This window comes from Paeniglutamicibacter sp. NPDC012692 (assembly GCF_042901625.1).
Taxonomy (GTDB): Bacteria; Actinomycetota; Actinomycetes; order Actinomycetales; family Micrococcaceae; genus Paeniglutamicibacter.
Genome location: NZ_JBIBDE010000001.1, coordinates 579627 through 600739 on the forward strand (window position 1 = coordinate 579627; position 21113 = coordinate 600739).

The following is a 21113-nucleotide window of genomic DNA, read 5'->3' on the forward strand; positions in this document are numbered from 1 at the left end:
GAAGAATCTATGTGCGAGTTTACCGGCACGCGGACGATGGCATCCACGGAACCGCGCCCGGTGTGCGCCGAGTCACGTGGGCGGGCCGAAGCCCGGGCCGTCCACGTGACCCGGAACGGGGTGGGGGTATTGCCTACGCGGTGGCCGGCACGGGAGCGCCGACCATGTTGGCTAGGTCCTCGGCCGCGGGGCTCCAGGTGGCCGGATCGGCCGATTCCTGGGCGCCGGTGCGGATGTCCTTGACCTCGTGGCTGCCGTCCTCGGCGGTGAACCAGACAAACGGGATGCCGCGCTTGTCCGCGTACTTGATCTGCTTGCCGAACTTCTCCGCCTTGGCCGCGACCTCGCAGGCGATGCCGCGGGAGCGCAGCGAGGCGGCGACGTCCTGCGCGTCGTTCCAGGAGCCGTCGTTGGCCAGGGTCACCAGCACGGCGCTGGGCACCGAGCGGGCCGCGACCGCGGTGTTCTCGGCGAGCATGCGCGAGACCAGGCGGGTCACGCCGATCGACAGGCCGACGCCCGGGTAGTTCTTCTTGCCGGTGGAGGCCAAGGACTCGTAGCGGCCGCCGGAGCAGATCGACCCCAGGGACTCGTGGCCCACCAGGACGGTCTCGTAGACGGTGCCGGTGTAGTAGTCCAGGCCGCGGGCGATCGACAGGTCGGCGACGACCTTGCCCGGGGCGCGCAGCACGGCCGCCTCGATGACCTGGCGCAGTTCGTCCAGGCCCTCCTCCATGAGCGGGTGGGTGACGCCCAGCGCGCGGACCTGCTCCACGAACGAGCCGTCCTGGGTGCAGATGTGCGCCAGGGCCAGGGCCGCGGCGGCCTGCTCGTCGGTGGCGCCGAGCTCGGTCTTGAGCAGTTCGGCGACCTTTTCGGCGCCGATCTTCTCCAGCTTGTCGATCGAGCGCAACACGCCGGCGGTGTCCGTCAGGCCCAGGCCCAGGTAGAAGCCCTCGGCCAGCTTGCGGTTGTTCACGCGCAGGCGGAAGTCGCCGATCGGCAGCGCGGAGAGCGCCTCGGCGATGACCAGGGCGAGTTCGACGTCGTAGCGGAACGGCAGTTCGCCGTCGCCCACCACGTCGATGTCCGCCTGGGTGAACTCGCGGAAGCGGCCGTCCTGCGGGCGTTCGCCGCGCCAGACCTTCTGCATCTGGTAACGACGGAACGGGAAGGCCAGGTGCCCGGCGTTCTCCACCACGTAGCGGGCGAAGGGCACCGTCAGGTCGAAGTGCAGGGCCAGCGCGTTGGGGTCGTTCTTTGCCGATTCCTCGGCGGCCAGGCGGGAGAGTCCGTAGACTTCCTTGTCGATTTCGCCCTTGCGCAGCAGCTGGCCGACGGTCTCCACGGCGCGGGTCTCGATGTTCGCGAAACCGTGGAGCTCGAAGATCCGGCGCAGCGTGTCCAGTACATGCTGCTCCACCGCACGCTCCTGCGGGAGCCATTCGGGGAAGCCGGATAGTGAGGCCTTGCGTGCCATGAAGTGGGTACTCCTTGAGTCAATTCGGGGGTGTGGAACCTGTGGCGTGCGGCGCCGCCGCGCAGCTCGGGCTGCGGCGTGGCGTGGATGCACACAGACAACAAGTCTAGTCGCGCCGCGGGTGCGCCGATGGCGAAACCGCAAGACCAGTTGCCTCAATTTTCGCCGAAGAGTACCTGCGGCCGCGCCAACGCGGGTAAAGTGGCGGTGACAGTTGAGTCCCGGCGCAAATTCCGGGGCCGATCCTTAGCGAAAGAGTTTCAGCGGTGACCACCAGTCAGCAATCCGACGACAATCTCCAGGCAGCAGTCGTGGCCGAAGAGCAGCACAACGAGGCAACCCCGGTTGAGCCGGTGGCGGAAGAGGCAGTAGCTACGCAGCCCGAAGCCCCCGTTGCTGCCGAAGAGGTAGCCGACGCAGCGCCGGAAGCGCAGCCAGAGGCCCCTGCTGCCCCGGCCGCACCGGTACCGACCCCGGCAGCAGCCGCGGTTCCACGCCCGGGCGCCAAGGGTGCCCCCGCGAAGAAGGCAGCCCCCGTCCAGGCTCCCCCGACGTTCACCACGCCGCTGGAGGAAGCCGCTAAGTTCGGCCGCGTTTCCGAGGACGGACATGTCTTCCTGCTCATCGACGGCGAAGAGCTCCCGGTGGGCCAGTACCCCGACGCAACGGCCGACGAGGCCCTGGCCTACTTCGTGCGCAAGCACGACGAGGTCGTCTCGGCCCTGTTGCTGCTCGAGCAGCGCGTTGCCGCCAAGGCCCCGAGCTCGGACATGAACAAGACCCTTGACCACCTGGCAGCCACCGTTGCCGAGCGTGCCATGGTCGGCGACATCGCAGCCCTGGAAGCCCGCATCGAAACCGCACGCGTTGCCGTGGCCGACCTGGTCGCCACCGAGCGCAAGGCCAACGAGGAGCTGCGCGCCACCGAGCTCGCCGCCCGCGAGGCCATCGTGAACGAGGCCGAGGAACTGGCAGCACTGGACCCGACCACGGTCCAGTGGAAGCAGGGCTCGAACCGCATGAACGACCTGTTCGATGCGTGGAAGAACGCCCAGAAGTCCGGCGTCCGTCTGGGCCGTGCCACCGAAGATGCCCTGTGGAAGCGCTTCCGCGGCGCACGCACCACCTTCGACCGCCACCGCCGCGCCTACTTCTCCCAGCTGGATGCGACCAACGCCGACGCCAAGCGCACCAAGGAAGCGTTGATCGCCCGCGCCGAGGAACTCGCGCAGTCGACCGACTGGGGAGCAACCGCCGGGGAATACCGCCGCCTGATGGACGAGTGGAAGTCCTCCAAGCGCGCCTCCCGCAAGGACGACGACGCACTGTGGGCACGCTTCCGCGCCGCCCAGGACGTCTTCTTCGAGGCCCGCCAGTCCGCCAACGCGGCCATCGACGAGGAATACGGAGCCAACCTGATCGTCAAGGAGGCCCTGCTCGTCGAGGCAAAGGCCCTGCTGCCGATCAAGGACCTCGCCGCGACCAAGAAGCTGCTCGAGTCGATCCGCGACCGCTGGGAAGCGGCCGGCAAGGTTCCGCGCGCCGACATGCAGCGCGTCGAGTCCTCGCTGCGCCAGGTCGAGGATGCCGTTCGCTCGGCGGAGGACGACCAGTGGCGTCGTTCCAACCCGGAGACCAAGGCCCGCTCGAACTCGATGCTGACCCAGCTCGAGGACGCCATCGCGGGCCTCGAGGCCGACCTCGCCAAGGCCCAGGCCAAGGGCGTCGAGTCCAAGATCCGCTCGGCCCAGGAAGCCCTGGACGCCCGCCGCCTGTGGCTCGAAACCCTGCAGAAGTCCGCAGCCGACTTCCAGTAGCCGACGCGTCCACGCCCGCCCGGCGGCGCGTGGAGCTGCAAGGCCAAACCGAAGGGCCCCGATCCACCCGGATCGGGGCCCCTCGGCGTTGTCCCGGGATGCGTGACCTCCCGGCGGGAGGGCACGCATCCCGGGGCGAGAGCATGAAATCCCTTTTCATCGTCGACCGCGGCTCGCATACTGGAGGGACATTTGCTTTTCATCACCTGACGGTGCTCCCGGGCGCCAGGCTCCACAGCCCGGACACCGCCATTCCGTCAGGAGGCCCGCGCATGAGTACCCAGCCAAACCCGCATTCAGTCTGGCGGCGCAAGCCCATCGCAGAGATGGAAATTGAAAGCAAGCACAGCGGACTGCAAAAATCGTTGGGCCTGTGGCAATTGACGGCGATCGGCGTCGGCGGCATCATCGGCGTCGGCATCTTCTCCCTCGCCGGACTCGTGGCCCACGGGGATGACGCGCATCCCGGCGTGGGGCCGGCCGTGTTGTTCTCCTTCCTCATCGCCGGCCTGGCTTCGGCGGCCGCGGCCCTGTCCTACGCGGAATTCGCCGGAATGATCCCGCGCGCCGGTTCCGCCTACACCTACGGGTACGTCGCCCTCGGCGAGCTGATCGGCTGGTTCATCGGCTGGGACCTGTTGCTGGAGTACATCGCGATCGTCGCGGTAGTGGCCATCGGCATCTCCGGCTACATCAACGCCTTCCTCGCCGGATTCGGCGTCCAACTCCCGGACAGCATTTCCGCCACCGCGGACAGCGGCGGCGTGGTCAACGTGCCCGCCATCCTGGTGTGTCTCCTGGTCACCTGGATCCTGGCCCGGGGCACCAAGGCGTTCGGCCGGTTCGAGTTGGTGGCCGTGGGCATCAAGATCCTCCTGATCCTGTTCATCATCGGGCTGGGCATCTTCTACATCGACACCAACAACTACAACCCGTTCATGCCCAGCGGCTTCGGTCCGGTTCTCACCGGTGCGGCCACCGTGTTCTTTGCGGTGTTCGGCTACGACGCCATGAGCACCGCCGCGGAGGAGGCCACTGACGGCAAGAAGCACATGCCCAAGGCCATCATCTACTCCCTGGTGATTGCCATGCTGCTCTACGTTGCCGCCACCCTGGTGCTGACCGGCATGCAGAACTACAAGGACATCGACCCCACCGCAGGGTTTGCCTCCGCCTTCACCGGCGTCGGGCTGCCCGTGGTGGCCAGCATCATTTCCGTGTTTGCCGTGCTGTCCATCCTGACGGTGATGCTCACGTTCCTGCTCGGCGTCAGCCGCGTCTGGTTCTCCATGAGCCGGGACGGCCTGCTGCCCAAGTGGTTCTCCAAGGTGGACCGCCACGGAACACCCAAGCGCGTGACGTGGATCGCCGGCCTGGGCTCGGCCTTCCTGGCCGGGGTCTTCCCCATCCGGTTGGTGGCCGACCTGACCAACATCGGCATCCTGGCCGCGTTCGTCGTGGTCTGCGTCGCGGTGATCGTGTTCCGCTACACCAAGCCGGACGCCCCGCGCACGTTCCGGCTGCCCTTCATGCCCGTGGTCCCGGCGATCGGCGCCCTGTTCTCGCTGCTGCTGATCTGGCAGCTCTCCTGGGACACGCACCTGCGCTTCGTGGTGTGGCTGGTGATCGGCCTCATCATCTACTTCACCTACGGCCGCAAGCACTCGCTGATGAACCCGGAGAGCCCGAGGCACTCCGAGCTCGATGACGTTCCGGAGCCGCAACCCGGCCCGAGCTGACGGTCGGTGGGCCCCGGCGGCCGGATCCGGAAACGTGGCCCGGCCAGCGGGGCGACGGCGCACCGTTATCCACAATCCGCCCGTTGCCCGCCCGGAAGGCCCCGCGGGCTGTGAAGCTGGATGCATGCAAAGCACACCGACGCTCGAAAGCTCCAACAGGCCGGGCCGTTCCCGCGAGGCCGGGGATACCGCGCCGCAGCCCGGGCACCGCTCGCTGGCGCCACATATTTCCCTGGTCGACGAACCGTTCACGCTCAACGAGCTCCAGGCCATGCGGCTGCGCGGCGTGCTTCGCGAGGTTCTGCCCGGAGCCTACGTCCCCTCGGCGGTCTCCGACACCCCGTCCACCCGTGCACAGGTCGCGGCGGTGGTGGCGGCCGAGTACCTGGGGCAGCAGAGCGCGCTGTGCCGGCGCACCGCGGCGTGGGTCTACGGGTGCGCCCCGATGCCCGGGGAACTGGAGGTGGTGGTTCCTCGCTACCACCGGCCCTGCCCGCCGACGGCGCGGATGATGTTGCGCATGAGCGAGGGGATCGTCGACGAGGAGCAGATCTGCACGCTTGGCGGGGTCAACGTGACCTCGCCGCTGCGCACCGCCATGGATGTCGCGTTCAACAGCGAGCTGGAGCAGGCCTTTGCCATCCTGCGTTCCATGCACGGTGAGTCGCGGCTTCGCTGCGGCTATCCCCGGATGCTCGACCAGGTCGAATCCTCGGTGCGCCGCCCCGGACGACTGCGGGCCTTGGCCATCATCCGGCGGCTCATGGAAGAACCGCCGGACGTGGAGCGGACGGAGGCGGAGCCTGCCTGCTAGGAGCGCCGGTGCCCGCCGGTGGTGCGGTAGACGTCGTAGACGCCGTCGATGCGCCGCACGGCGTTCAGCACGTGGTTCAGGTACTTCGGGTCGCCCATCTCGAAGGCGAAGCGGGAGAACGCCACCCTGTCGCGCGAGGTGTTCACGCTTGCGGCCAGGATGTTGACGTGGTTGTCGGAGAGCACCTTGGTCACGTCCGAGAGCAGCGACTTGCGGTCAAGCGCCTCCACCTGGATTTCGACAAGGAACACGCTGGACTTGGTGGGCGCCCACTGCACCTGGACCACGCGGTCCGGCTGCAGTTCCAGCTGCTTCAGGTTCACGCAGTCGGCGCGGTGCACCGAGACCCCCGCACCGCGGGTGACAAACCCCTTGATCGGGTCCGGCGGCACCGGGGTGCAGCAACGCGCCAGCTTGGCCAGCACCTCCCCGGCCCCCTGGACCACCACGCCGGCGTCGGAATTCGCGAGGCGACCCGGAACGGCGTAGATCGGGGTTTCCTCGAGCGCGGCCTCGACCGTGCTGCTGTCCCCGCCGACCATGGCCGTGAGGTGCTCGATGACGTTCTGCGCCGAGACGTGTCCGTCCCCGACGGCCGCGTAGAGCGCGGCAATGTCGTGGTGGCGCAGTTCCTGGGCGACGGCGCTGAGCACGTCGTGGGTCATGAGCTTCTGCAGGGGCAGGTTGTTCTTGCGCAGCGCCTTGGTGAGCTGCTCCTTGCCCTTTTCAATCGACTCTTCGCGGCGTTCCTTGGTGAACCACTGGCGGATCTTGTTCCGGGCGCGCGGGGACTTCACGAACCCGGCCCAGTCCTGGCTCGGCCCGGCGCCCTCGGCCTTGGAGGTGAACACCTCGACCAGGTCGCCGTGGTGCAGCTCGCTGTTCAGCGGAACCAGCTTGCCGTTGACCCGCGCGCCGATGGTGCGGTGGCCCACGTCGGTGTGCACCGAGTAGGCGAAGTCCACGGGGGTGGACCCGGCGGGCAGGGACATGATCTGTCCCTTGGGCGTGAAGACAAAGACCTCGGCCGAATTGATTTCGTAGCGCAGCGAGTCCAGGAACTCGTTGGAGTCGCTGGTTTCGTTCTGCCAGTCCATGAGGCTGCGCAGCCAGTCCATGTCCTGGCCCCCGGCCTTGACTTCACCGCCGTCGGAGCCGTGCTTGTACTTGAAGTGGGCCGCCACGCCGTACTCGGCCCGCAGGTGCATGTCGTGGGTGCGGATCTGGATCTCGACCGGCTTGCCGCCGGGGCCGATCACCGTGGTGTGCAGCGACTGGTACAGGTTGAACTTGGGCAGCGCGATGTAGTCCTTGAAGCGGCCCGGCAGCGGGGTCCAGCGGGCGTGCATGAGCCCGAGCGCCGCGTAGCAGTCCTTCACCGAGTCGACGAGCACGCGCACGCCCATCAGGTCGTGGATGTCGTCGAAGTCCTTGCCGCGCACGATCATCTTTTGGTAGATCGAGTAGTAGTGCTTGGGCCTGCCGCTGATCGTCGCCTTCAGGCGCGCCTCGTTCAGGTCCTCCTCGATGGCGCTGCGCACCGTGTTCAGGTACTTTTCGCGTTCCGGGGTGCGCTCCCCCACCATGCGGACGATCTCCTCGTACACCTTCGGGTGCAGGGCCGCAAAGGAGAGGTCCTCGAGTTCCCACTTGACGGTGTTCATGCCCAGGCGGTGGGCCAGCGGGGCGAAGATCTCCAGCGTCTCGCGCGCCTTCTTGGCGCTGGACTCCGGGGAAACGTAGCGCCAGGTGCGCGCGTTGTGCAGCCGGTCGGCAAGCTTGATCAGCAGGACGCGGATGTCCTTGGACATGGCGATGACCATCTTGCGCACGGTCTCGGCCTGCGCGGCCTCGCCGAACTTCACCTTGTCGAGCTTGGTGACCCCGTCGACGAGCTTGGCGATTTCCGCGCCGAACTCCCGGGTCAGCGCGTCCAGGGAGTAGTCGGTGTCCTCGACAGTGTCGTGCAGCAGCGCGGCGGCAAGGATCGACCCGGTCATGCCCATTTCGGCGAGGATCGTCGCCACGGCCACCGGGTGGGTGATGTAGGGATCGCCGCTCTTGCGCTTCTGGCCCTCGTGGTGGTGCTCGGCCACCTCGTAGGCGCGGATCAGCAGGTCCAGGTCGGCCTTCGGGTTCTGGGCACGCACCGTGCGCAGCAACGGCTCGAGAGTCGGCGGCTGGGCGCTGGCGCCCCTGCCGGCCAGCCGCACCAGCCTGGAAATCGTTCCACGCTTCGGCGGCGGTCCCGGGGTTCCCGGCATCGTGACACTCTGGTTATCAACCATTGGGGCGTGTCTCCTCTCGATATGATGCGATCCTGGGGTTGACCAGCGGTCGCGCGCTGCGATGGGGCAATCTTCCCCGCCCGGAAACCGGGCGGGAATGGTTCACCAACGTCTCCTGCAAGGTTATAGCACTTCGGCTTAATACAAGACGGCGGGGTAGCGGACATTACATCCGCCACCCCGCCGTCTTGGCGAAGCTGATCAGGCGTCTTGGCGAACCAGTTCGATCTTCTTGTTGTGTGCAACCACGTCCGCATCCTTGTGGCGCAGCCACGCGTACAGCGGTGCCTGGATGAAGATCGTGGCCAGGGTGCCCACGATGATGCCGACGAACAGCGCCAGCGACAGGTCCTTCAACGTGCCGGCTCCCAGCAGGTAGGAACCGATGAAGAGGATCGAGGCGACCGGCAGGACCGCAACCACGGAGGTGTTGATCGAGCGGACCAGGGTCTGGTTGATGCCCAGGTTCACCAGTTCCTCGAAGTTGCGCCTGTGCTGATCGGCGAAGCCCGCCGTGTTTTCGCGGATCTTGTCGAACACCACGACGGTGTCGTACAGCGAGTAGCTGAGGATCGTCAGGAAGCCGATGACCGCCGACGGGGTGACCTCGAAGCCGGAGAGCCCGTAGATGCCCGCGGTGATGACAACCACGGCGAGCAGGCCGATGATCGCCGCCAGCGACATCTTCCAGGTCCGGAAGTACGCCGCCATCAGCAGGGCCACCAGGACCACGAAGACGACCAGGCCGATCATTGCCTGCTTCGAGACGTCCGCGCCCCAGGTCGGGCCGACGAACGTCGAGGTGACCTCGTTCTTCGTGACCCCGTAGGCCGACGCCAGTGCTTCGGCAACCTGCAGGGTCTGGTCCGTGGTGAGCTTGTCGGTTTGGACGCGCATGGTGTTCGGCGCAATGTTGGTCACGCTCGGGTGGTGGTCCGGAGCGACGCCCACCACGGCCTTTTCACCGACGGCGACGTCCACGTGCTCCACGCTGGAGACGGTGAATTCGGAGCCGCCGCGGAAATCGATGCCCAGGTTGAAGCCGCCCTTGACGACCGGAACCAGGATCGAGAGCAGCACCAGGACTCCGGCGATGGCGAACCAGAGCTTGTGCTTGCCGACGAACGGGTAGGACCGCTTGCCGGTGTAGAGCTCGTTGCCCCATGTTGCGAGATTAGCCATTTGATGAATCCTTATCAGCGCTGTCGTCCTGCTTGGTGGCCACGCCATGGGAGGCGGCCTGGCGTCGTTCGGCGATCGTCTGGCGACGTTCCGCTTCCTTGGCCGCACTGGCGTTCTTCTTGCCGCGGGCCGCATCGGCCTCGATGCTGAAGCTGCGGATCTTGCCCGCGCCCTGGTATAGCGGGACGACGCCGAGCAGCGACGGGTCCAGGCCGGAGAAACGGTGTCCCTCGCCGAAGAACTTGGTCTTGGCGATCAGCTGCAGGACCGGGTGCGTGAACAGGTAGACGACGATGATGTCGATGATTGCCGTCAGGCCCAGGGTGAAGGCGAAGCCCTTGACGTTGCCGACTGCCACGACGTAGAGCACGATGGCGGCGAGGATGTTCACTGCCTTGGCCGCGAGGATGGTGCGCTTGGCGCGCTTCCAGCCCATTTCAACGGCCGATGGCAGCGGGCGTCCGTCGCGCAGCTCATCGCGGATGCGTTCGAAGTAGACGATGAAGGAGTCGGCGATCAGGCCGATGGCCACGATCAAACCGGCGACGCCTGCCAGCGACAGTCGGTAGTTCATGGACCAGCCGAGCAGCACCAGGGCCAGGTAGGTCAGGACACCGGAGACCAGCAGTGACACGATGGTCACGAAACCGAGCATCCGGTACTGGAAGATCGAGTAGATGCCGACCAGGAGCAGGCCGATCAGGCCGGCAATCAGGCCGCTCTTGAGCTGGTCCGCGCCGAGGGTTGCGGAGATCTGCTGTTCGGACTGGATCTCGAAGCTAATCGGAAGAGCACCGAACTTCAACTGGTCGGCCAGCGCCTTGGCGCTTTCCTCGGTGAAATTGCCGGTGATCTGTGCCCGGCCGTCGGCGATCACGGCGTTGGTGGTCGGTGCGGAAATCACGGTGCCGTCGAGCACGATGGCGAACTGGTTCTGCGAACCCGGCAACGGACGAAGTCGCTGGGTGACGTCGGCGAACTGCTTCTTGCCTTCCTCGTTGAAGACGAGGTTGACTGCCCACTGGCCGGTCACTGCCCCCTGCTGGCCGCGGGCCATTTCCGAGTATGCGTCGGAGATGTTCGCGCCGGGAACCTCCACGGGGCCGAGGATGTACTTGGCACCGGTGCCCGGCTCGCAGGAAATCATCGGCTTGGCCGGGTCGTGGACGGTGTCCGCGCCCTTGCCCTCTTCTGCCGGGCAGTCGTAGGCCTCAAACTGCGTGAACAGCTCCGGGGTGATCCAATTGGTGTCCGAGGCGTTCTTCGGCTCTTCTGTCGGCTTCGGCAAATCCGCCGCCGGGGTGCGCTGGTCCTCGGGGACGGCCGTGTACGCGCCGGCAATGATGACCGGGCGGAACTCCATGTTGGCCGAGGCCTGGATCAGCTGGCGGGTGCGGGCGTCGGGAACGCCCGGCATGGAGACTACGACGTTGCGACCAGACTGGGTCGTGATTTCGGCTTCCGAAACGCCCGAGCCATCGACGCGGTCGCGGATGATCTCCACGGCCTGGTCCAGCTGCTCCTGCGTGGCGGCGGCGCCGCCTTGCACACGTGGTGCCAGGATCATCTGGGTGCCGCCCTCGAGGTCGAGGGCCAGTTTCGGGGCAAAAGTCGTTTTCCCGTTCAGCACGCCAGTTACAAGAATGGCTGCCGAGATGAGGAAGATAACGCCGAGCCACAGCAGGGATTTACGCGCCTGCTTGATCGGACCAGTAGTTGACATCGTGAGGCTTTCTGATTGTTGCGACCGCATCAAATGGCGGGCGAAGACTCCGCGTAAAACCCGGGGCACTGTGGGCTTTTGGCCCTTGTCAGTGCCCCGGGCCGCTTGGTGAATGCCGGTGGGCGGGGATCAGTCGGCCAAGGTCGTGGACCTTGGGACGTCCCTCAAACCGTTCACTGCTAAGGGATGGTGAGGCTCGTTAGGCCTTCGGGCCGTTGTCCTCGTTGTTGAGGCGACGCAGGGTCTCCTCCGGGGTCTCGGAAGCCGCGGCGTCTGACGCCGGAGTCTCGGTCGGTTCCACCGGGGCTGCGGTCAGCGAAGAAGCGTCGTTCGGAACCTCGACGGCCGGAGCTGCGGCCTCGGTGGCCACCACCTTGGCAACGGTCTGCGAGTGAACGGTGACGTTGTTGCCCGGGGAAACTTCCAGGACGATCTTGTTCTCATCGGTATCGATGCTCACGATGCGGCCGAAAAGGCCGAACTGGGTCATGACCTCGGCGCCGGGTTCCAGGTTCGAACGAATCTCCTCCTGGGCCTTGGCAGCCTTCTTACGGCCGCGCATCATCATGAAGATCAGCAGGCCGAATGCGGCAAGCATGATCAGCATGGTGGGGTCGAATGGGGCCTTCGCACCAGCGGCGGCCTGGGCCAAAACGTAATCGGTCACGAGTAAATACCTGTTTCTAAGTCATAGTCATCGGTCTGCGCACGGAATGATTGCAGCCGGTGGGCCTACTTATCCTATCGTGCCAAAATGCAGAAACTGTGACCAAGGCCAACATTTGCCCTGTAAATATCCTTTGAATTTTCGGTATTCACCCGGTAAACAATCAGGGAATTTCTTTATTCCCCGTCGTCCCCGTCGTTTTCGAAGGCCCCGCGCCCGGCGAATACAGCCTCGGCCGGCATGCGCAGGCCGAGGTGGTCCCAAGCGGCCGCGGTGGCAATGCGTCCGCGCGGGGTCCGACCGAGCAGGCCCTCGCGCACGAGGTATGGTTCGGCAACCGTCTCGACGGTTTCGGTTTCCTCGCCGACGGCGATTGCCAGGGTCGAGAGGCCAACCGGCCCCCCGCCGAACTTGGTGCACAGGGCATGCAGCACCGAACGGTCAAGTCGGTCAAGGCCGCGCGCATCGACCTCATACATGTCCAGCGCGGCGGATGCGGCCCGTGCATCGATGTTTTCCAACCTGTTCACCAGGGCCCAGTCGCGCACGCGGCGCAACAGGCGGTTGGCGATGCGGGGAGTTCCACGCGAACGCGAGGCGATTTCGCTGAATGCCGCGGAGTTGACCTTGAGCGAGAGCATCATGGCCGAACGGCGCAACACGAGTTCGAGTTCCTCGACGCTGTAGAACTCCAGGTGCCCGGTGAACCCGAACCTGTCGCGCAGCGGGCCCGGAAGCAGGCCGGCGCGCGTGGTGGCACCCACGAGCGTGAAGGGGGGAAGTTCGAGCGGGATGGCCGTGGCGCCGGCGCCCTTGCCGACGATGATGTCGACACGGAAATCCTCCATGGCCATGTACAGCATTTCCTCGGCGGGGCGACTCATCCGGTGGATCTCGTCCAGGAAGAGGACTTCGCCCTCCGTCAGCGAGGACAGGATTGCGGCCAGGTCGCCGGCATGCTGGATGGCAGGCCCCGAGCTGATGCGCAATGGCGCATTCATTTCGGCGGCGATGATCATGGACAGCGTCGTCTTGCCCAGGCCTGGAGGGCCCGAGAGCAACACGTGGTCCGCCGTGCGTTCACGGATCTTCGAGGCTTCAAGCACCAGCGAGAGCTGTTGGCGGACCCGGGCCTGCCCCACAAAGTCGTCGAGGTTCTTGGGACGAAGCGCCGCCTCGAGTACGCGCTCTTCGGGTTCGGAACCTGCGTTGGTGAGGATGCCGGATTCGCTCATTGTCTACTCCTAGAGTCCGGCTCGCGTGCCGCGGCCCAGGGAACGCAGCACGGCCCGCAGGATTTCGGGAACGCTGCCGTTGGTGGTGATTTCCGGATCGAACTTGGCCAGCGCTTCGAGGGCCTTGTTGGCGTCCTTCTCGGTCCAGCCGAGGCCGGTGAGCGCCTCGATGACCTGCGGTTCCCAGGCCGGGGCCGCAGCCACGCCGCCCGTTGCCACGGCGCCGGTCGGGGTGAGCTTTCCGGAAAGCTCCAGCACGATGCGTTCGGCGCCCTTGGGCCCGATGCCCGAGACCTTGGTGAAGGCCTTGGTGTCCTTGGTGCTGGCCGCGATGCGGACGTCCTCCGGGGTGTGTACGGACAGGATGGCAAGTCCGGTACGCGGGCCGATGCCCGAAACGCCGATGAGGACCTCGAAAACCTCTCGCTCGTCGCCGCTGGCGAAGCCGAAGAGGGTCATGGAATCCTCGCGGACCACCATGGAGGTGTGCACGAACGCCTCGCGACCGACAAACAGGGCGGACAGCGTTTGCGGGGTTGCCTGGATGAGCATGCCGAAGCCACCGACCTCGATGACCGCGCTGTTCAGGTTGACTTGCTGCGCCACTCCCCTGAGCGTACTGATCATCTGGCCGACCTCCGGTGGTTTGGGGTTTGCCGGCAACCAATAACCAGCAATGCGAATATATCTACGAACAGCTTACAGGCTGGGCGCGATTTGTTCGTGGATTTGATCGCCGGGCAAACCCGCGTATCGGCGAGGAGGCCCGTATCCGGTTTAGCGGGACTTGGTGCTCCGGGCCTTGGCCTCGGCGGCAATCCAGGCTCGCTGGGCGGGTGTCAGTCCCGAGGAGGTTCCGCCGCGCGGGGAGGATGCCGATGCAGCAGCGCCGGCGGAGCCGAATGCCGCACCGCGCCAACCATGCGTGATGGCAAGGGCCGCGGCGTCGGCGGCATCGGCCGGCGACGGAGGCTCGTCCAGGCGCAGGATCTTGGCAACCATCTTGCCGACCGCCTGCTTGTTGGACGTACCCGATCCCGTCACCGCGGCCTTGACCTCGGTGGGGGTGTGCAACGCCACGGGGATCTCACGGCGGGCCGCCGCAACGATGACGATGCCCGAGGCCTGTGCCGTGCCCATCACGGTGCTGACGTTGAGCTGGCTGAAAACCCGCTCAAGTGCCACGACATCGGGCTTGTGCTGGTCAAGCCACGCATCGATACCGTCGGCGATGACCAGCAACCGCTGGTCAAGTGGCGTCCCCGCCTCCGTGCCGATGACCTTGACATCGATGAGCGTGGCTCGCCTGTTGGGTTCGACGTCGACCACGGCCAGACCGCAACGGGTCAGTCCGGGGTCGACGCCAACCACACGCAGGGCCAAAGGGGCCTAGGCCTCTTCGAGTTCTGCCATGACCTCGGCGCTGATGTTGGCGTTCGAGTAGACGTTCTGCACGTCGTCGAGCTCCTCCAGCGCCTCGGCAAGCTTCAGGAACTTGGCAGCGGCCGCGGCATCAAGATCGACCTGCATCGAGGGAACGAATTCGACTTCGTCGCTCTCGTACTCGATGCCGGCCTCCTCGAGGGCTGCAACGACGGCGCGCAGGTCGGTCGGCTCGCTGTGGATCTCGAACGAGTCACCGACTTCCTTGACCTCGTCGGCGCCGGCGTCGAGGACTGCCATGAGCACGTCGTCCTCGGTCAGGCCGTTCTTCGGCAGGCCGACGACGCCCTTGCGGGCGAAGAGGTACGCAACCGAACCCGGATCCGCCACGGAACCGCCGTTGCGGGTGATGCCCAAGCGAACCTCGGAGGCCGCGCGGTTCTTGTTGTCGGTCAAGCACTCGATCAGCAGGGCCGAACCCTGCGGGCCGCGTGCTTCGTAGATGATCTCGGTGTAGTCGATGACTTCACCGGTCAAGCCGGCGCCGCGCTTGACGGCGCGGTCGATGTTTTCGTTGGGAACCGAGGTCTTCTTGGCCTTGGAAACAGCAAGTTCCAGTGCCGGGTTGCCAGCCATATCGGCGCCGCCGGCTCGTGCCGCGACCTCGATGTTCTTGATCAGCTTGGCGAAGGACTTGGCGCGCTTGGCGTCAATTGCAGCCTTCTTGTGTTTGGTGGTTGCCCATTTGGAGTGGCCGGACATGCTTACGCTTCTCCTCTGATCATGTGGATAAATAATTCGTGAATGCGGCGTTCGCCCGTCACCTCGGGGTGGAAGGACGTCGCCAGCAGGTTTCCCGAACGTACTGCAACAATTCTATCCACCTGAACACCATCGGCGTTCATCGGCGTGTTCGCTGCCGGAATAGTGGCCAACGCCTCGACGGACGGGCCGATGCTCTCGACCCACGGGGCGCGGATGAACACCGCGCGCACGGGCTTGGTCGGCTCGTCGGGGTCCTGGCTGGAGAGCGACTCCAGGCCGCGGACCTGCATATCGACCTCGAAGGAGTCGACCTGGCGACCGAACGCGTTGCGACGCACCACCATGTCGATGCCGCCGAAGCTCTGCTGCGGCTCCCCCTTGAGGTTTTTGGTGGGGTCGGCGATCGTGTTGGCCAGCATGATCATCCCGGCGCAGGATCCGTAGACCGGGAAGCCGTCGGCGATGCGTGCCTTGAGGGCATCGGCCACGCCGTACATGCGCGAGAGCTTGTCGATGACGGTGGATTCGCCGCCCGGGATGATCAGGCCCTCGACCTGCGCCAGTTCCTGCGGTGTTTTCACCGGGACGGCCTCTGCGCCCAGGGCGCCCAGCGTGTGGAGATGTTCACGCACATCGCCCTGCAGGGCGAGCACTCCTATTCGTGACACGTGTGTCGCTTTCTGGTTGTCCTTGTATGCTCCGCCTGCGGCTTGGGCAAGCGGACAGCCAAGCTTAAACCCGGACCGGCCTTCATGCCATCTTGATGACACGGCGCGTCGGGCATCGCCTGCGTCACGGGGCCGCCGGCTCCCATGGTCCCGCGCCGTCCGTGTCCGCGCCGAAGGCGTGGACGGTTGACGTGGTGCGTTTCAGCGACGCGGCGTCGCCGGGCTTGTCCGTGCATTGGCTCCCGGCCGGCGCGGGCAGGGCGCACCAGCGGTCGGGGGCCTCGGCCATCACGTGGGGGGCCCAGCGCAGCTTCCCCGGTTCCCAGCCGGCGGCGGTTCGCACGAATTGCATGTTGACGGTGATGCCTTCGCGGTTCAGCACGGTCTTGGTGGCGTGCTTCGCCACGGAATTGCCCAAACCGTAGACGATCCAGGTGTCGCCGCGTTTTTCGATCGGCAGCACCGAGTGGGTGTGGTGCGAGTAGACGAAGTCGAATTCGCCGCTGTCGGCCAGGGCCCGGTACAGCTCCTTCTGCCCGGCCGTGGGCCTGTCGGTGTATTCGGTGCCGTCGTGGATTGCCGCCAGGACGATGTCCGCCCCGGCGGCGCGTGCGGCCTTGGCCCGGGCAACCAGCGAGGCCTTGTCTATGCCGTCGACGCGCCACGGAGCGTCCTCGGCGATGCCGTTGAGCGAATAGGTGCCGGCGATGACCGCGACCTTGGCGCCGCCCACCTGCGTGAGAAGCGGCTTCCCGGCGTCGCCGGCGCTCCGGTAGGAGCCGGTGGAAACCATGCCCGCGTCCTTCAGCGCGTCCAGGGTGCGGATGACGCCCTGGACTCCCCCGTCCATCGAGTGGTTGCTCGCGGTGGTGCAGCCGTCGTAACCCACGGCCTTGAGCGCCGGGACGATTTCCTGCGGCACCGTGAACATCGGGTAGCCCTGGTACGGGCCGCCCTTGGGGGCCAGCGGGGTCTCGAGATTGCACAGCGACAGGTCGGCCTCGGCGAGGAACGGCGCGATGCCGCCGAGCAGCGGCTCGAAGTCCAGCTTCCCCTTGCCGTCCCTTGTCGCCTGTTCCCACAGCGCCGGGTGCAGGAGGATGTCGCCGGCGACGGCGACCTCGATGCATTCCTCCCCGGGGCACGAGGCGTCGGCCGACGTTTTTGCGGGTGGATCCGGCGCGTCGGATTCCTGCACTTGGGTGCCCGTTGTTGACGCGGCGCTTGGCCCCGCAGCGTCGGTCACCGGCGTGGTTGTCGGCGCGGCAGGAGTCTGTGCTGCGGAGGTCGGGGTGGCGACCTGCGAGGGCTGCGCGGGCGCAACCGAGCATGCTCCCAGGGCAAGTGACAGCGCCAGGGCCGGAAGCGCGGCAAGGATTCTTCCGGCACGCACGGAATCGGCTGGTCGTTCATGCATGGGTACGAGCCTAACCTCGATGAGCACCCGGCGGCGCGGGAAACGGACAGCGCGCCGGGCATGTGACAGGCTTAAGGACATGCAGAATCCGTTGCTTGAGCGAAGCACCTTGCCGTTCGAATTCCCCGATTTCCCCGCCATCACCGCAGCGCACTACCTGGAGGCAGCAGAGACCGGCGTGGCGCGTCATCTGGAAGAGCTTCTGGCCATCGCGCGGAATGCGGAGGCACCGACGTTCGAGAACACCTTCGTCGCCTTGGAACGCAGCGGGCAGCTGCTGCGCCGGACCATCATGGCGTACTGGACGGTCTTCTCCGCCCACGGCACCGACGACCTGCGCGAGATCGACCCGACGCTCCAGGCCCTCGTCTCCGGCCATATGGACGCGATCCACCTGGACCAGGAACTCTTCGACCGGCTGGCGTCCCTCGACGCCTCCGGGCTTCAGGGCGAGGACGCGCGGCTGGTGTCCGAGACCCTGCGCACCTTCCGCGCCGCGGGCGCGGAACTTGACGCGGACAAGAAGGCGACGCTGCGCGAGCTGAACGGGCGGATCACGGACCTGTCCTCCGAGTACTCCCGCAAGCTGCTCGGCGCCATGAACGACGCCGCCGTCCACTTCGGGGACGCCGGGGAACTTGCCGGGCTCAGCGAGGGCGAACTGGCCTCGGCCGCCGATGCCGCGCGCGAGGCCGGGCACGAATCCGGGTACCTGCTGACCCTGGTGCTGCCGACCTCCCAGCCGCTGCTGGCCACGCTGGAGAACACCGAATCGCGCCGCCGGCTCTTCGAGGCCTCGGTGACCCGCGGCCAGCACGGCGAGAACCGCACCCTGGAGGTTGCCGCGCAGATGGCCGCGCTGCGCGCCACCCGCGCGGAACTGCTGGGCCACGCCACGCATGCCGACGTGGTCCTGGAGGGTGCAACGGCACCGTCCCTTGAGGCGGTCCGGGAACGTCTGGCCGAGCTCGTTCCGGCGGCAGTGGCCAACGCCCGCGCCGAAGCCGATGAACTGGCAAGGATTTCCGGCGCCCCGGTCAACCCGTGGGACTGGGCCTACTACTCGGCGGCCGTCGCCAAGGAGCGCTACACCCTTGACCGCGCGGCGCTGCGCGAGTACTTCGAGCTGGACGCCGTCCTCACCCGCGGCGTCTTCGCCGCCGCGCACCGGCTCTATGGGCTTTCCTTCGCAGAACGCACCGACCTGCCGCTCTACCACCCGGATGTGCGCATCTGGGACGTGTTCAACGAGGACGGCAGCGTGCTGGGGCTCTTCCTGGGCGACTTCTTTGCCCGCCCCACCAAATCCGGCGGCGCGTGGATGAACTCGATCCGCGAATCCGTCGGGCTGTTCGGGGAACTCCCGGTGGTCACCAATACGCTGAACATCCCCAAGCCGGCGGCCGGGGAACCCGCGCTGGTGAGCTTCGACGAGGTCAACACGCTCTTCCACGAATTCGGCCACGCACTGCACGGGCTGTTTTCCGCCGGGAAGTACCCGTCGTTGGCCGGCACCTCGGTGCCGCGGGACTTCGTCGAGTACCCTTCGCAGGTCAACGAGATGTGGTCGCTGCACCAGGACATCCTGCCCGGCTACGCGGCCCACACGCAGACCGGCGAACCGCTGCCGGAGGGCACCATCGACAAGCTGGAAGCCGCGGCCCTGTGGGGCGAGGGCTTTGCCACCACCGAATACCTGACCGCGGCCGTCCTTGACCTGGCCTGGCATTCGCTGCCCGTCGGCGAGCCGGTCGAGGATCCGGCGGCCTTCGAGGACCGTGTCCTGAAGGAGGCCGGGCTGATTCCCGACCTGGTGCCCTCGCGCTACCGGACCGGCTACTTCAAGCACATCTTCGACGGCGGCTACTCGGCCGGGTACTACTCCTACATCTGGTCCGAGGTGCTGGACGCCGACACCGTGGAGTGGTTCACCGAAAACGGCGGCCTGCGCCGGGGCAACGGGGACCACTTCCGCAGCGAACTGCTTTCCCGCGGCAACACCCGCGACCCGCTGGAATCCTACGAGCTCTTCCGCGGCCGCCCGGCCCGGATCGAGCCGCTGCTGGTTCGCCGGGGACTGTCAACGGGCGAGGACGCATGACAACCATCAGCTTTGCCCAGGAGACACTCACCCAGTGGCACGAGGCCATGGCCATCGCCACGGGCGGCAAGCTCTTCACCACCCACGGCTGCTCGTGGGCCTGGCAGCCGGCGCGCCGCCGGCTGGTGCTGCTCTTCCCGCGGCACGCCCAGGAAGCCGGCATCCGCCCGGGCCTGGCGGAGGGAACCCGCCTGGGCGCGCGGCGCGTCGAGGCCTGGGTCAACTCCGGCGCCCCTGCCGGCGGCCTGCAATCGGCAGGTTTCACCGACTCCGCGCAGATCAGCTGGCACGCCGGAGAACTGGTCAGCCCCGCCGAGTTGTGGCCGGGGCGCGTGCGCCTGGGCACCGAGGTTCCGGAGGCCTCGGGCGCCGATGCCCGGGAGCTGAATGTGGCAAACCTGTGGCGCGATCCGGCCGCCGCGGGGCTCAGTGCCGGGCATCCCGCCCTGCGGCGCATCGAGCAGGCGACGGCCAGGACCCTTGACGGTGGCCTGGTCGGCCGGGCCTTTGCCCAGCAGGCCCTCGGCGGGCAGCTCGCGATCCACGGGTTGGCCGTGGGAGCCTCGCACCGGCGCCAGGGCATCGGCTCGGCCCTCCTGCACGGGCTCGCGCGCGGCATGGTTAATCCGCTGGGTCTTGAGGAAAAATCGCACATCGAGTTGATCGCCGCCGCGTCGCCGACGTCGGCGCAGTTCTTCGAGGCGAACGGCATGCGCCTGCTCGGCCGCGGGCGCCACATGGTGCTGCGCTGAGCCCCCAATAACCGCATACGACGAAGGCCCGGACCCGGATCCTCCTGCCCCGTGGGGGCAATTGGATCCGGGTCCGGGCCTTGCGCTTGCGCCAGCCTCAGCGGAGGGCGGTGTTACCAGCCGCGCTCGGCCAGGCGGTGCGGTGCCGGGATGTCGGCGACGTTGATGCCGACCATGGCCTCGCCCAGGCCGCGGGAGATGCGGGCCAGCTCGTCCGGGTCGTTGAAGAAGGTGGTGGCCTTGACCACGGCTGCGGCACGCTGTGCCGGGTTGCCGGACTTGAAGATGCCCGAGCCGACGAACACGCCGTCCGCGCCCAGCTGCATCATCATGGCTGCATCGGCCGGGGTGGCGATGCCACCGGCGGTGAACAGCACAACCGGGAGCTTGCCCGTGGCGGCGATTTCCTTGACCAGCTCGTACGGGGCCTGCAGTTCCTTGGCGGCAACGTACAGCTCGTCTTCCGGAAGGGCGGCAAGCTTGGCGATCTCGGCGCGGATCTTGCGCATGTGTCCGGTGGCGTTGGAAACGTCGCCGGTACCGGCTTCGCCCTTCGAACGGATCATGGCAGCACCCTCGTTGATGCGACGCAGGGCTTCGCCCAGGTTGGTGGCACCGCAGACGAAGGGAACCTTGAACGGCCACTTGTCGATGTGGTGCTCGTAGTCGGCCGGGGAAAGGACCTCGGACTCGTCGATGTAGTCGACACCGAGGGACTGAAGAATCTGTGCCTCGACGAAGTGGCCGATGCGGGCCTTGGCCATGACCGGGATGGATACCGCATCGATGATGCTGTCGATCATGTCCGGGTCGCTCATGCGCGAAACGCCGCCCTGGGCGCGGATGTCGGCCGGGACACGCTCGAGAGCCATGACGGCCACAGCGCCTGCATCTTCGGCGATGCGGGCCTGTTCTGCGGTGACAACATCCATGATGACGCCGCCCTTGAGCATTTCCGCCATGCCGCGCTTGACGCGATCGCTACCTACGGTAGTTGCCGGGGTTGAGACGCCTTCGTTTTCAGACACCTTGAGTTCCTTTCAATAAGGTGAGCAGTATGCGAATCATCGTAGGACGAGGAC

17 protein-coding genes are annotated in these 21113 nt (G+C 66.6%); 5 read left to right on the top strand and 12 right to left on the bottom strand.

Annotated elements, in window-relative coordinates:
* Nucleotides 1–133: 133 nt before the first annotated feature.
* The gene (gene hisS / locus ACFY5D_RS02555) at nt 134–1480 is read right to left on the bottom strand and encodes a histidine--tRNA ligase (protein WP_387524604.1); all 1347 of its coding nucleotides are present in this window, start codon (nt 1478–1480) and stop codon (nt 134–136) included.
* Between the two features lie 266 nt (nt 1481–1746).
* Here hisS and ACFY5D_RS02560 point away from each other — a divergent pair, with 266 nt between their 5' ends.
* From ACFY5D_RS02560 to ACFY5D_RS02570, 3 genes are all read left to right on the top strand, one after another.
* On the top strand, nt 1747–3297 hold the full coding sequence (locus tag ACFY5D_RS02560; RefSeq protein ID WP_387524607.1) for a DUF349 domain-containing protein: 1551 nt from the start codon (nt 1747–1749) through the stop codon (nt 3295–3297).
* A 272-nt stretch (nt 3298–3569) separates the two neighbouring features.
* Nucleotides 3570–5036 (top strand): amino acid permease, encoded by a 1467-nt coding sequence (locus ACFY5D_RS02565; RefSeq protein WP_387524610.1) that lies wholly within the window; start codon nt 3570–3572, stop codon nt 5034–5036.
* Nucleotides 5037–5160: 124 nt separating this feature from the next.
* Nucleotides 5161–5850, top strand: coding sequence for a type IV toxin-antitoxin system AbiEi family antitoxin (locus tag ACFY5D_RS02570; protein ID WP_387524613.1), 690 nt, complete (start codon nt 5161–5163; stop codon nt 5848–5850).
* Here the strand turns inward: ACFY5D_RS02570 and ACFY5D_RS02575 are convergent.
* The 10 genes from ACFY5D_RS02575 to ACFY5D_RS02620 form a co-directional block, all read right to left on the bottom strand.
* Complete coding sequence (locus ACFY5D_RS02575; RefSeq protein WP_387524615.1) at nt 5847–8138, bottom strand: RelA/SpoT family protein; 2292 nt, start codon at nt 8136–8138, stop codon at nt 5847–5849. The genes ACFY5D_RS02570 and ACFY5D_RS02575 overlap by 4 nt on opposite strands.
* A gap of 201 nt (nt 8139–8339) precedes the next feature.
* Complete coding sequence (secF, locus tag ACFY5D_RS02580; RefSeq protein WP_387524618.1) at nt 8340–9320, bottom strand: protein translocase subunit SecF; 981 nt, start codon at nt 9318–9320, stop codon at nt 8340–8342.
* On the bottom strand, nt 9313–11043 hold the full coding sequence (gene secD, locus ACFY5D_RS02585) for a protein translocase subunit SecD (protein ID WP_387524621.1): 1731 nt from the start codon (nt 11041–11043) through the stop codon (nt 9313–9315). Before secD ends, secF begins: the two co-directional genes overlap by 8 nt.
* A gap of 199 nt (nt 11044–11242) precedes the next feature.
* Nucleotides 11243–11710 carry a preprotein translocase subunit YajC gene (gene yajC, locus ACFY5D_RS02590; RefSeq protein ID WP_387524624.1) on the bottom strand — a complete coding sequence of 156 codons (468 nt, stop codon included), beginning with the start codon at nt 11708–11710 and terminating at the stop codon, nt 11243–11245.
* Nucleotides 11711–11886: 176 nt separating this feature from the next.
* Nucleotides 11887–12945 carry a Holliday junction branch migration DNA helicase RuvB gene (gene ruvB / locus ACFY5D_RS02595; RefSeq protein WP_387524627.1) on the bottom strand — a complete coding sequence of 353 codons (1059 nt, stop codon included), beginning with the start codon at nt 12943–12945 and terminating at the stop codon, nt 11887–11889.
* Nucleotides 12946–12954: 9 nt separating this feature from the next.
* Nucleotides 12955–13572, bottom strand: coding sequence for a Holliday junction branch migration protein RuvA (gene ruvA, locus ACFY5D_RS02600; protein WP_387524630.1), 618 nt, complete (start codon nt 13570–13572; stop codon nt 12955–12957).
* A 150-nt stretch (nt 13573–13722) separates the two neighbouring features.
* Nucleotides 13723–14328 (bottom strand): crossover junction endodeoxyribonuclease RuvC, encoded by a 606-nt coding sequence (gene ruvC, locus ACFY5D_RS02605; protein ID WP_387524633.1) that lies wholly within the window; start codon nt 14326–14328, stop codon nt 13723–13725.
* Nucleotides 14329–14334: 6 nt separating this feature from the next.
* On the bottom strand, nt 14335–15090 hold the full coding sequence (locus tag ACFY5D_RS02610) for a YebC/PmpR family DNA-binding transcriptional regulator (protein WP_387524636.1): 756 nt from the start codon (nt 15088–15090) through the stop codon (nt 14335–14337).
* Between the two features lie 2 nt (nt 15091–15092).
* Nucleotides 15093–15761: a pyridoxal 5'-phosphate synthase glutaminase subunit PdxT gene (pdxT, locus tag ACFY5D_RS02615; RefSeq protein WP_387524639.1), complete on the bottom strand. Its 669-nt coding sequence runs from the start codon at nt 15759–15761 to the stop codon at nt 15093–15095.
* A gap of 124 nt (nt 15762–15885) precedes the next feature.
* On the bottom strand, nt 15886–17178 hold the full coding sequence (locus tag ACFY5D_RS02620; protein WP_387524645.1) for a CapA family protein: 1293 nt from the start codon (nt 17176–17178) through the stop codon (nt 15886–15888).
* 79 nt (nt 17179–17257) lie between these two features.
* Here ACFY5D_RS02620 and ACFY5D_RS02625 point away from each other — a divergent pair, with 79 nt between their 5' ends.
* The gene (locus tag ACFY5D_RS02625; protein ID WP_387524648.1) at nt 17258–19279 is read left to right on the top strand and encodes a M3 family metallopeptidase; all 2022 of its coding nucleotides are present in this window, start codon (nt 17258–17260) and stop codon (nt 19277–19279) included.
* A complete protein-coding gene (locus tag ACFY5D_RS02630) occupies nt 19276–20031 on the top strand; it encodes a GNAT family N-acetyltransferase (RefSeq protein WP_387524651.1) in 756 nt (251 codons plus the stop codon). The genes ACFY5D_RS02625 and ACFY5D_RS02630 overlap by 4 nt, the downstream gene beginning before the upstream one ends.
* A gap of 113 nt (nt 20032–20144) precedes the next feature.
* Here the strand turns inward: ACFY5D_RS02630 and pdxS are convergent, their stop codons facing one another.
* The gene (pdxS, locus tag ACFY5D_RS02635; protein ID WP_387524653.1) at nt 20145–21059 is read right to left on the bottom strand and encodes a pyridoxal 5'-phosphate synthase lyase subunit PdxS; all 915 of its coding nucleotides are present in this window, start codon (nt 21057–21059) and stop codon (nt 20145–20147) included.
* Nucleotides 21060–21113: the final 54 nt, after the last annotated feature.